Origin of the sequence: Saccharopolyspora sp. CA-218241, assembly GCF_050954615.1 — a bacterium.
In the GTDB taxonomy this organism is placed as follows: domain Bacteria; phylum Actinomycetota; class Actinomycetes; order Mycobacteriales; family Pseudonocardiaceae; genus Saccharopolyspora; species Saccharopolyspora cebuensis.
Genome location: NZ_CP191860.1, coordinates 4869895 through 4882465 on the forward strand (window position 1 = coordinate 4869895; position 12571 = coordinate 4882465).

General features: G+C 71.5%; 6 protein-coding genes and 1 pseudogene. All 7 read right to left on the reverse strand.

All coding sequences use genetic code 11. From position 1 onward, the window contains the following. Positions 1-196 precede the first annotated feature (196 nt). Positions 197-3790, reverse strand: a complete 3594-nt coding sequence (locus tag ACQP0T_RS23185) for a multifunctional oxoglutarate decarboxylase/oxoglutarate dehydrogenase thiamine pyrophosphate-binding subunit/dihydrolipoyllysine-residue succinyltransferase subunit (protein WP_433869959.1) — start codon at positions 3788-3790, stop codon at positions 197-199. Then, positions 3754-3834, reverse strand: a pseudogene (locus ACQP0T_RS23190) (2-oxoglutarate dehydrogenase E1 subunit family protein); the annotation flags it as partial. The gene ACQP0T_RS23185 and the pseudogene ACQP0T_RS23190, both read right to left, overlap by 37 nt. Before the next feature lie 508 nt (positions 3835-4342). Next, positions 4343-8089 (reverse strand): ABC transporter ATP-binding protein, encoded by a 3747-nt coding sequence (locus ACQP0T_RS23195; protein ID WP_433869960.1) that lies wholly within the window; start codon positions 8087-8089, stop codon positions 4343-4345. A gap of 217 nt (positions 8090-8306) precedes the next feature. Further along, a complete protein-coding gene (locus tag ACQP0T_RS23200) occupies positions 8307-9152 on the reverse strand; it encodes an ABC transporter permease (RefSeq protein WP_433869961.1) in 846 nt (281 codons plus the stop codon). After that, complete coding sequence (locus tag ACQP0T_RS23205) at positions 9152-10132, reverse strand: ABC transporter ATP-binding protein (protein ID WP_433869962.1); 981 nt, start codon at positions 10130-10132, stop codon at positions 9152-9154. The genes ACQP0T_RS23200 and ACQP0T_RS23205 overlap by 1 nt, the downstream gene beginning before the upstream one ends. A 96-nt stretch (positions 10133-10228) precedes the next feature. Further along, positions 10229-10750, reverse strand: a complete 522-nt coding sequence (locus tag ACQP0T_RS23210) for a hypothetical protein (protein WP_433869963.1) — start codon at positions 10748-10750, stop codon at positions 10229-10231. A gap of 483 nt (positions 10751-11233) precedes the next feature. After that, positions 11234-12349 (reverse strand): alanine dehydrogenase, encoded by a 1116-nt coding sequence (ald, locus tag ACQP0T_RS23215; RefSeq protein WP_433869964.1) that lies wholly within the window; start codon positions 12347-12349, stop codon positions 11234-11236. Positions 12350-12571: the final 222 nt, after the last annotated feature.

Sequence of the window (12571 nt, forward strand, 5' to 3'; positions counted from 1 at the left end):
CGGTGGCAGCAGGGGAACCTTCCTGTCATCCGTGGGAGGAAAGTTCCCCTGCTGTCATCCGCTCCGCCAGCACGGCCACCCGTGACAGGAAAGTTCCCCTGCTGTCACCCGTGACAGGAAGGTTCCCCTGCTGCCAGCCGCCGCACGACGACGGGCCGCCGGTTCCGGGGAACCGGCGGCCCGTGGCTGGTGCGGGTCAGGCGAAGGCGGCCTGCACGACCTCCGCCTGCTCGACCTCGTGGACCTTGGCCAGGCCGGTGGCCGGGGCGGCCATCGGCCGCCGCGAGACCCGCTGCAGGCGGCCGAGCAGCTGCGGGAACTGCTCGGGCAGCGCCATGCCGAGGAACGGCCAGGCACCCTGGTTGGCCGGCTCCTCCTGGGCCCACCGGAACTCGGTGGCCTGGGAGTAGCGCTCCAGCACCGCGCCGATCTTGCGGTGGGGCAGCGGGTAGAGCTGCTCCAGCCGCACGATGGCGGTGTCGGTGTGGCCGCCCTTCTCCTTGGCCGCGGCCAGGTCGTAGTAGAGCTTGCCGGAGCAGAACACGACGCGGCGGACCGACGCCGGGTCGGGCTGCGCCGGGTCGTCGATCACCGAGGCGAACTTGCTGTCGGTGAAGTCCTCGACCGAGCTGGTCGCGGCCTTCAGGCGCAGCATCGACTTGGGCGTGAAGACCACCAGCGGGCGGTGGATGCCGTCGAGGTTGTGCCTGCGCAGCAGGTGGAAGTAGTTCGCCGGGGTGGACGGCATGGAGACCGTCATCGACCCCTCGGCGCAGAGCTGCAGCCACCGCTCGATGCGCGCCGACGAGTGGTCCGGCCCTTGGCCCTCGTGGCCGTGCGGCAGCAGCAGCACGACGTCGGAGCGCTGGCCCCACTTGGCCTCACCGGAGGAGATGAACTCGTCGATGATGGACTGCGCGCCGTTGAAGAAGTCGCCGAACTGGGCTTCCCACGCCACCAGGGCGTCGGGGTTGGCCACCGAGTAGCCGTACTCGAAGCCCATGGCGGCGAACTCCGACAGCGCCGAGTCGTAGACGAGGAACTTCGCCTGGTCCTCGGAGAGGTTCTGCAGCGGGGTGTAGTCGGTGCCGCTCTTGCGGTCGATGAGCACCGAGTGCCGCTGCCCGAAGGTGCCGCGCCTGCTGTCCTGGCCGGTGAGCCGCACCGGGTGGCCGTCCATGACGATCGAGCCGAAGGCGAGCAGCTCGGCGAAGGCCCAGTCGATGCCGCCTTCGCGCCCCATCTTGGTGCGCCGCTCCAGCACCGGCTTGACCCGGGGGTGCGGGGTGAAGCCCTCCGGCAGGCCGGTCTGCGACTCGGCGATGCGGGTGAGCATCTCCCGGCTGATCGCGGTGGCCAGGCCCTTGGGGATCTGCTGCTCGGACTCGACCGACGGGCTCGGCCCGGCGGGGTGCTTCTCCAGCTCGCGCACCTCGTTGAAGACGTGCTCGAGCTGGGCCGCGTAGTCCTTGAGCGCCTTCTCGGCCTCGTCGACGGTGATGTCACCGCGGCCGATGAGGGACTCGGTGTAGACCTTGCGGACGCTGCGCATCTTGTCGATGGCGTCGTACATCTGCGGCTGGGTCATCGACGGGTCGTCGCCCTCGTTGTGACCCCGGCGGCGGTAGCACACCATGTCGATCACGACGTCCTTGCCGAACGCCTGCCGGTACTCCACGGCCAGCTTGGCGACCCAGACGCAGGCCTCGGGGTCGTCGCCGTTGACGTGGAACACCGGGGCGCCGATCATCTTCGCCACGTCGGTGCAGTACTTGCTGGAGCGGGAGTGCTCCGGCGCGGTGGTGTAGCCGACCTGGTTGTTGACGATGACGTGCACGGTGCCGCCGGTGCGGTAGCCGCGCAGCAGCGACAGGTTCAGGGTCTCGGCGACCACGCCCTGCCCGGCGAACGCGGCATCGCCGTGCAGCAGCACCGGCAGCACGGTGAAGCCTTCCTGGCCCTTGTCCAGGATGTCCTGCTTGGCGCGGACGATGCCCTCCAGCACCGGGTCCACGGCCTCCAGGTGCGACGGGTTGGAGGTCAGCGACACCTTGGTCTCACCGTCGCCGAACATCCGGAAGTACTTGCCCTCGGCGCCGAGGTGGTACTTCACGTCGCCGGAACCGTGCGCCTGGCCCGGGTCGAGGTTGCCCTCGAACTCGCGGAAGATCTGCGAGATCGGCTTGCCAACGATGTTGGCCAGCACGTTGAGCCGGCCGCGGTGCGGCATCCCGATGACGACCTCGTCGAGCTCGTGGGCCGCGGAGGTGTCGAGCACCGCGTCCAGCAGCGGGACCACGGTCTCGGCGCCCTCCAGCGAGAAGCGCTTCTGCCCGACGTACTTGGTCTGCAGGAACGTCTCGAACGCCTCGGCCGCGTTGAGCTTGGACAGGATGTACTTCTGCTCGGAGGGCTCCGGCTTGGTGTGCGGCTTCTCGACCCGCTGCTGGAGCCATTCGCGCTCGTCGGGTTCGAGGATGTGCATGTACTCCACGCCGACGGTGCGGCAGTAGGAGTCGCGCAGCACGCCGAGCACGTCGCGCAGCTTGAGGTGCTCCTTGCCCGCGAACCCGCCGACGGCGAACTCCCGGTCCAGGTCCCACAGGGTGAGGCTGTGGGACAGGACGTCGAGGTCCTCGTGCTTGCGCTGCCGGTAGTTCAGCGGGTCGATGTCGGCCATCAGGTGACCGCGGGTGCGGTAGGCGTCGATGAGCTCCAGCACCCGGGCGGTCTTGTCGACGGCGCCCTCGGGGATGTCCTTGGCCCAGCGGATCGGCTCGTACGGGATGCGCAGCGACGCGAAGATGTCGTCGAAGAACCCGTCCTCGCCGAGCAGCAGCTCGTGCATCCGGCGCAGGAAGTCACCGGACTCGGCGCCTTGGATCACCCGGTGGTCGTAGGTGGAGGTCAGCGTGACGATCTTGCTGATCCCCATGTCGACCAGCGCCTTCTCGCTGGCGCCCTGGAACTCGGCCGGGTAGTCCATGGCGCCGACGCCGATGATCGCGCTCTGCCCGGCGGTCAGCCGCGGCACCGAGTGGTTGGTGCCGGACGGTCCCGGGTTGGTCAGCGAGAGGGTGGTGCCGGCGAAGTCGTCGGCGGTGAGCGCGCCGCTGCGGGCCTTGCGGATGATGTCCTCGTAGGCCTGCCAGAACTGGTAGAAGCTCATGTCCTCGCAGCCCTTGATGGAGGCGACCACGAGGTTGCGCGACCCGTCCTTGCCCGGCATGTCGATGGCCAGGCCCAGGTTGACGTGCTCGGGGGTGACCACGGCCGGCTTGCCCTTGGCGTCCGTGCCGTAGTGGCGGTTCATGTTCGGGAAGTCGCGCACCGCCCGGACCAGCGCGTAGCCGATCAGGTGGGTGAAGGAGACCTTTCCGCCCTTGTTCCGCTTGAGGTGGTTGTTGACGACGATGCGGTTGTCGAACAGCAGCTTGGCCGGGACCGCGCGCACGCTGGTGGCGGTCGGCACGGTCAGCGACTGGTCCATGTTCTTGGCGATGGCCGCGGCGGGTCCGCGCAGCGTCTTGACCTCGGCGCCCTCGGACGGCTTCACCGGGGCGGCCTTGGCCGCCTGCTGCGGTGAGGGCTTGGCCGCCGGGGCGTTCGGGGATGTCGGCACCTGGCCGTTGGTGGCACCGGTGCGTGGTGCGGCCGCGGTCGCGGTCCCGGTGGACCCGGCGTTCGACGATGCGGTGCCCGACGCGGTCGCCCCCGGGTCGCTGCGGCGCCGGCCGCGGTGTTCTCGGTTGCCTGGCCCGGCTTGTAGTCGGCGAAGAATTCGTGCCACGCCGAGTCTACGGCGGAAGGATCTTGGAGGTACCGCTCGTACATCTCCTCGATCAACCACTCGTTGGGGCCGAACTGTGACGCAGGGCTGCTGGACACGGCTCGCGTTCGCCTCGATCCATCTGCTCGTGATTTACAGACACACTCGAGTACCAGGCTAGCGGTCCGACGGGCGCGGCCAGCACGAGTGGTCCACCCCCGCCTCCTCGGCCCGACCACAGGATCGATCAGGAAAGCCGAGGTGGGGCCGGTTCTCCCCCGTTCGGCTCACGCGGATGCCGGGTGCTCGCCCCTACGATCGCCCGCCCGCCGCTTGCAGGTACTCCCCGTGGATTGTCGCCCGCCACCGGTAAGACGTTTCCGCCGCACCGGACATTCCCGCACGGCGGACGTCGGCGTCCGGGTCGTGCACGCCGAACGCGGAGGGTGACCGGGCGGCGACGCGCCGAGTTCCGCCGCGGACGTCCGCAGCCTGGGACGGGGGCCGCGCTGAATCGTTCACGAGCACGATCAAGTGGCTCCACCGGCTCCGAAACCCGCGGAGTTCCGTTGCTCACACCCGCTGCCCGTGCTCGGCGCGGGACGCGTCCGAGGCCCGCCACAGGCGCGCGTAGCGGCCGTCGGCGGCGAGCAGCGCGGCGTGGTCGCCCTGCTCGACGACCTCGCCGCCGTCCACCACGAGGATGCGGTCGGCCCGCGCCGCGGTGCCCAGCCGGTGCGCCACCACGAACGTCGTGCGGTGCGCGGCGAGCCGGTCGCTGGCGTCGAGCACCAGCGATTCGGTCGCCGGGTCCAGCGCTGCGGTCGCCTCGTCGAGCAGCAGCACATCGGGGTCGACGAGCTCGGCGCGGGCCAGCGCGACGAGCTGCCGCTGCCCCGCGGACAGGCCGCGCCCGCCTTCGCCGACCTCCTGCCGGAAGCCCCGGGGCAGCATCGCGATCCCCGGCAGCGCCCCCACCGCCCGCGCGGCGGCCTCGATCTCGGCGGGACCGCTGCCGGGCCGCCCGTACCCGATGTTGTCCGCGACGTCACCGCTGAACAGGTGGCCTTCCTGCGGGACGACGGCCAGCCGCCGGTGGAACGCGGTGGGGTCCCAGCCGCGCACGTCGGTGCCGTCGACCAGCAGCGCGCCCTCGGTGACGTCGTAGAACCGGGCGATGAGCTTGATCAGCGTGGATTTGCCCGCACCGGTCGCCCCGACCAGCGCCACCGTCTCCCCCGGTTCGATCCGCAGCGACACCCCGCGCACGGCGCTGCGCTCGGTGCCCGGGTAGCGGAAGGTGACCTCGTCCAGCTCCACCGCACCGGCGAAGCGCTCCGGCACCGCGACCGGGTCGGCCGGGGCGGGCACCGAGGTGGGGGTGCGCAGCAGGTCGGCGATCCGGCGCAGCCCGACCCGCGCCTGCAGGTAGCTGTCGAACACGCCGGACAGCTGCTGCACCGGCGAGAAGAACATGCCCAGGTACAGCAGGAACGCCACCAGCACGCCCGGGGTCAGCCCGCCGGTGGCGACCCGCGCCGCGCCGACGCCCAGCACCACGGCCTGCGCGATCTCGGACAGCAGCGCCACGAACGGGAAGTACGTCGCGATGTAGCGCTGGGCGCGCAGCCGGGAGCGCCGGTAGGCGTCGCTGCGCCGGGCGAACTGGTCGGCGGCGTAGTCCTCCCGGCGGTGCGCCTGGGCGACCCGCAACCCGGAGACGTTCTCCTGCATGTCGGCGTTGACCGTGCTGACCCGCTCCCGCGCCTCCGCGTAGGCCCGCGAGGACACCCGGCGGAAGATCACCGTCGCCACCAGCAGCACCGGCAGCACCGACATCGCCACCAGCGCCAGCGACAGGTCGGTGACCAGCAGCGCGACCGCGATCCCGACCAGCGTCAGGGCGCTGACCACGAACGTCGCCAAGCCGGTCTGCAGGAACGTCGACAGGGCGTCGACGTCGGTGGTCATCCGGGTCATGATCCGCCCGGCCTGCTCCCGCTCGTAGTAGTCCAGGCCGAGCCGCTGCAGGTGCGCGTAGCTGCGCAGCCGCAGCCGGTAGAGCAGCGTCTCCCCGGTGCGCGCCGCGACCACCGTCTGGAACCGCACGAACAGCCACCCGGCGACGACCACCAGCGCGCCGACCGCGGTCATCTGCCACAGCACCGAGACCTCACCGGTGCCGACCCCGCCGTCGATGCCGTGGCGGACCAGCGACGGCAGCGCCACCGTGGTCGCCGCGTCGCCCGCGACCAGCAGCACCGTCAGCACCAATCCCCAGCGCAGCGCGCGCAGCATCCGGGACAGCCGGAAGTGCGGGTCCGGGGCGGTCTGGTCGGAGGTCGACGCGGGCGGCTCGTCGCGGGCGGGCGGCAACCGGCGCACGCCCTCCAGCAGCTCCGCGGTCGGCGGCACCGCGAGCCCGTCGGCGCCCCGCGAGACCGGCGCCGCGCCCCCGCCCGGTTCCCCGCCCGTTTCCTCGGCCGGTTCCGGCCACAGCTCCGGGGTGATGCCGTCCGGACCCGGGATCGCGGTGCGCTCGGCGGCCGCAGTGTCCAGCGACTCCCCCGGACCCGCCAGCAGACCGCGGAACAGCGCGCAGCGCTCGCGCAGCTCCGCCTCGGTGCCGACGTCGACGATGCGGCCCTCGTCGAGCACCGCGATCCGGTCGGCCAGCGCCAAGGTGGAGCGCCGGTGCGCGATGAGCAGCGTGGTGCGCTGCGCCGTCACCGAGCGCAGGGTGTCGTGGATCGCCGCCTCGGTCGTCGGGTCCACCGCCGACGTGGCGTCGTCGAGCACCAGCACCCGCGGGCGGGACAGCAGCGCCCGGGCCAGCGCCACCCGCTGCCGCTGCCCGCCGGACAGCGTCATGCCCCGCTCGCCCACCACCGTGTCGTAGCCCGCGGCGAGCTCGCTGATGAACCCGTGCGCCTCGGCGGCCTCGGCGGCGGCGATCACCTCCGCCTCGGAGGCGTCCGGCCGCCCGTAGGCGATGTTGCCGCGGATCGTGTCGGAGAACAGGAACGCCTCCTCGAACACCACCCCGACGGCGCCGCGCAGCGAGTCCAGCCGCACCTGCCGGACGTCGTGCGCCGGCTCCCCCGCCGCCCCGAGGGTGATCGACCCGGCGTGCACGTCGTAGAAGCGCGGCAGCAGCAACGACACCGTCGACTTGCCCGAGCCGGCCGGTCCGACCACCGCCACCGTCTCACCGGGCCGGACCCGCAGCGACACGTCCCGCAGCACCGGCTGGTCGTGGGTGTAGCCGAAGTCGACGCCGTCCAGCCGCACCTCCAGCGGGGCGTCCGGCAGCGACACGGCGTCCGGCGCGTCGCGGACGTCCGGGCGGGAGTCGATCAGCTCGTGGATCCGCTCGACGCCCGCCCGCGCGAGCTGCGCCTGGATCACCACGCTGGACAGCATCCGCGCCGGTCCGCCCAGCATCGACACGTAGCCCGCGAAGGCCACGAACGTGCCCAGGCTCACCTGGTCCTGCAGCACCATCCAGCCGCCGAGGCCCAGCACGCCCACCTGGCCCGCCGACGGCAGGGCGGCCAGGCTGGCGGTCGGCAGCGCGGTCAGCCGCGCGGCCCGCAGCCGCGCGCCGAACAAGGTGCGCGCGCGCCCCTCCAGGCGGGACACCTCGCGCTCCTCCTGCCCGAAGCCCTTCACCACCCGGACGCCGGAGACCGTCTCCTCCACCTGCTGCGCGATGTCGGCGGCCCGCTGCTGCGCGGCCCACGTCGCCGGGAACAAGCGCTTCTTGCTGCGCGCCGTCACCACCGCGATCAGCGGCGCCACCACCAGCGCCACCACCGTCAGCGCCGGCGACAGCCACAGCATCGCCGTCAACGCGATCACCGCCAGCACCAGCGTGCCCGCCGCCAGCGGCACCATCGACAGCAGCGCGTGCACCAGTTGCAGATCGCTGATCGAGCGGGACACCACCTGGCCGGTGCGCAGCGCGTCCTGCTTGCCGCCGTCCAGCCGCTGCACCGACCCGAACACCGCGCGCCGCAGGTCGTGCTGCACGTCCAGGGCCAGCCGCCCCGCCGTGTACCGGCGCACGAACGCGGCCCCGAACCGGAACACCCCCAGGGCCAGCAGCGCGGCGACCACCCACCCGAGGCGGTCCGAGCCGCCCGCGACGGCGTCGTCCACCGCGACCTTCGTCAGCAGCGGGACCGCCGCCTCCAGCCCCACCGCCGTCACCGAGGCGCCCAGCGCCAGCGCGAGCGCCACCGGATGCCGACGGCACGCGGCGAAGAGGCGACGGATCCAGCCGCCGCGGTGCTGGCGGGGATCACCGGAGTCGCTCACCCCGCCAGCCTATGCCGAGCCCCCGACGTCGCAGCCCGGCCGGGCGGGCGTCGCCCGCCCACCACCCGCAGGTGCGAGCAGGGGAACCTTCCTGTCACAGGTGGCAGCAGGGGAACCTTCCTGTCACCCGTGACAGCAGGGGAACCTTCCTGTCACCCGTGACAGCAGGGGAACCTTCCTGTCACCCGTGGGAGGAAGGTTCCCCTGCTGCCAGAACTCAGGTGACGTCGCGCCGACGGCTGAGCAGCCAGCCACCTGCGACGATGACGGCGGTGTAGCCCATGAACGTGAGCAGGCTCGCCCACCACGGGTTGCCGTAGCTGCCCCCGGCGAAGAAGTGCAGCAGCTCGAACACCTCCGCCGGGACGTAGGGCTCGTCGGCCCCGGCGACGGCGCTGATGAAGATCGGAACGGCGAGGTTGCCGACGATGCCGCTTCCCGCCGCGACCGGCAGGTACGCGTCGACGCCGGTGCCCGAACCGATCAGGAACGCCGAAACGATGAACTCGAAGGCGAACCGGTAGAGGACAAGCGACAGGATCGCGGCGACGGAGTTCGCGACCAGCGCACCGAACCCGACCCCGAGCAGCGTCCACAGCACCATCGACAGCACCCCGGCCGCACCGACGGTGAACCAGTCGGCGGGGTTGCCGAACCCGTCGAGCCCGGCCCCGACGAGCCCGCCGAGGCTGGCGCACACCACGTTGGCGATCCCGTAGAGCAGGCCCATGGCGGTGTAGACGATGAGCTTCGCCCCGAGCACGGCGCCGCGCGGGTTCCCGGTGAGGTAGCTGGTGGTGATGCTCTTGTTCCAGTACTCGCCGGAGACCGCCAGCGCCCCGAACAGCGCGGCGAAGATGGTGCTGAAGTTCGTCGACATCGACACCGTGAGCAGCCCGATGGGCAACGTGGCGCCCAGCATCGACTCCAGCTCGTTGATGGTGCCGACCGCGGTGCCGAGCCATCCCGCGCCGAAGCTGAGCACCACGACGGGGATCAGCAGCCCCCACCACAGGTTGATCGTGAAGATCTTCCGGATCTCGGCCTTGACCAGCCCGCGCATCAGTAGCCCCCTCCGGGGCCGCCGAAGCCGGCACCGCCGGGCGGGCCCCACTGACCCGGCTGCTGGATCTGCGCTCCGCCGTACTGGCCCTGGGTGAGCTGGAAGAACAGTTGCTCCAGGTCGACGCGCTCCTCCTGCATCCCGTACAGGGCGACACCGGCCTGCAACGCGAGGTCGGCCACCCGGGGGGCGTCGGCTCCGGTCACCGCGAGCCGACCGTCCGGCAGGTGCTCGACCGTCAAGGATTCCTGGTGCAGCGCGGCGACCAGGGTGTTCGGGTCACCGGCCTGGACGAGGACGCGAGCGCGCTGGGCGGCGCGCAAATCGTCGAGGTGACCGTTGTAGACGCACTCCCCGCGGCTGACGATCACCACGTGGTCGACGGTGTGCTCCATCTCGCGCAGCAGGTGGCTGGAGACCAGCACCGTCCGCCCGTTCGCGGCGAAGGCCTTGAGGAAGTTGCGCAGCCACGCGATGCCTTCGGGGTCGAGCCCGTTGACCGGCTCGTCGAGCACCAGCACCTGCGGGTCGCCGAGCAGTGCGGTCGCCAGCGACAGCCGCTGCCGCATCCCCATCGAGAACGTCCCGGCCTTGCGCTGGGCGGCGCTGGCCAGGCCGACGAGTTCCAGCACCCGGTCGGCCTGCGCGTCCGGCACGTTCATCGCGGCCGCGTAGCTGCGCAGGTGGTTGCGGGCGGTGCGCCCCGGGTGGAAGCTCTGGGCCTCCAGCACCGCGCCGACAATGGACCCGGGGTTGGCGAGCCGTTCGAACGGCACCCCGTTGATCGTCGCGGTCCCCGCCGTCGGTGTCACCAGCCCCAGGACCATCCGCAGCGTCGTGGTCTTGCCCGAGCCGTTGGGGCCGAGGAACCCGGTCACCGTCCCCGGGTGCACGGCGAAGTCCAGGTTCCGCACCGCGTGGACGGGGCCGAAGTCCTTGCTCAGACCCTGCACCAGGATCCGGCCGCTGCCATCGTGCACACGCTCCTCCATCGTCGCGGTCGGTCGTGGCCTGGGCCCCATCCTGCCCGACGCCGCTCAGCGACTCGTGCGGAGTGGACGTTTTCGCGGCGACGTTCAGGGCGGCCACCGGATGTCCCGGTCGACCACCGAGGCCCGGTGGATCTTCTCGTGCGCGGTTTCCAGGTGGCCGCCGACCGGAGTGGGGTTCGGCGGCGGCGTCGTCAGCTCCGGTCTGGTGAACTCCTCGGTGTCCCAGTCGCTCGGGCCGCGACCGCCCTCGGTGACGATGGTGGCCTGCACCTCGGGCAGCACCGGGTCGACCACCGCGGTCGGCTCCGCCGCGCGGCGCAACCGCAGGGCGCGGCGGTACGGGATCGCGGAGTGCTCGACGACGAGCTGCCGGTGTGCGGTCGACCACACCCGGCACGGCCACGGCCGGGCCCGCACGAGGCAGTTCCGGCACCGGCCGTCGGAGTCCGGGCGGTGGTCCCGCAGCAGTGCCCGCATGCTCTCCGCGAGCCGCGGCAGCTCGGCCCGCGCCACCGGGAGCAGCATCTCGACCGCACCATCGGCGGCCACCCGGTCGAGGTCATCCAATCGGTCCAGGACCGCCTTGCGCAGCGTCCCGTGCTCCACGTCGCCTCCCCACTCGTCACAGCCGCCGCTCGCCGGAACGACGGAGAGCCCGATCGGGTCAGTGATCGACTCCAACGGGTGACATCGGCACGGTGAATCCAGGCCTGCACGGGTGACGCTTGATGCTCACCCTATCGAGTGCTTATCGATTCGGGTCCGGACCGACCGGCGGACGAGCAGGTCCGAAACGTCGGCAGAGGAAGGAAGCTGCCGTACACTGAAAGTGGCGGCCTGCTCCCGGTAACCCCCAGGCCGGTTGAGCGGGCCGCCCCCTAGAGGTGAACGACTCCTCACGCACCGTCGCCTTTCCATCGCAGCGCAGCGCGCCCTCCGCATCCGCGCGGGATACGACGAGCCGAGCACCGCTGCGGAAAAGGGTGCTCCCTCAGCAGCTGCGAGCAGGGGAACCTTCCTGTCACCCGTGACAGCAGGGGAACCTTCCTCTCACCTGTGGGAGGAAAGTTCCCCTGCTGTCATCCCTGTTCAGCCGAGCACGGCGGCCAGCGAGGTGCTGGAGAGGCTGTGCGCCTCGGCCACCGCCTGGTTGACGAGGTCGCCGCCGTGGGTGTTGAGCCCGAGGGCCAGCGCGGCGTCGTCGCGGGCGGCCTGCCGCCAGCCCTGCTCGGCGATCCGCAGCACGTACGGGAGGGTGACGTTGGTCAGCGCGTGCGTGGAGGTGTTGGGCACCGCCCCCGGCATGTTCGCCACGCAGTAGAAGACCGACTGGTGGACCCGGTAGGTCGGTGCGTCGTGCGTGGTCGGACGCGAATCGGCGAAGCACCCGCCCTGGTCGATCGCGATGTCCACCAGCACGCTGCCGGGCTTCATCGTGGAGACGAGCTCGTTGGACACCAGCGTCGGGGCCTTGGCTCCCGGGATGAGCACGGCACCGATGACGAGATCGGCAGCCCGGACCGACTTCTCGACGGAGTACCGGTTGGACGTCACCGTCCGGATGCGTCCGGCGAAGTCGCGGTCGATGTCGCGGAGCTTGTCGACGTTGGTGTCCAGCAGTTCGACATCGGCACCGAGCCCGAGCGCGACGCGGGCGGCGTTGAGGCCGGCGACCCCGCCACCGATCACGACGACCCGCGCGGGGTGGACACCGGGGACGCCGCCGGGGAGCACCCCGCGACCGCCCTCGGGCGTCATCAGCGAATAGGCTCCGACCTGGGGAGCGAGTCGGCCCGCGACCTCGCTCATCGGGGCCAGCAGCGGAAGCGCGCCCGCGGCGTTCTGCACCGTCTCGTAGGCGATGCCGGTCGTCCCGGACGCCAGCATCGCCTCGGTCAGCCCCGCCGAAGCCGCCAGGTGCAGGTAGGTGAACAGCACCTGGTCACGGCGCATCCGCGGGTATTCTTCGGCGATCGGCTCCTTCACCTTGAGGACCACGTCGCCTTGCGACCACACCTCGTCGGCATCCGGCAGCACCGTGGCTCCCGCCCCGAGGTAGTCCTCGTCCGGGATGGCCGACCCGGCACCGGCGCCCGCCTCGAGGAAGATCTCGTGCCCGCGCGAAGCCAACTCGTGGACTCCCGCCGGGGTGATCGCGACCCGGTACTCGTTGTTCTTGATCTCGCGCGGTACGGCGATCTTCACGGCGAGTCCTTTCGTTGATGTTGGATCCCACCTTCCACCGCATGCGGAGCGGTCGCATCATGCCCGCGCGATGAGCTTCGCCCGTTGCGTTTGTGCGCACAGCACAAGTAGGCGGACATGATTCGGCCGTCCAGGGAACCGCGCGACGGGCCACCGCACCGGCGCTCCCCCGACCGATACCGATCACGACGACCATGACGGCGCAGTGCTGATGACCCGCGC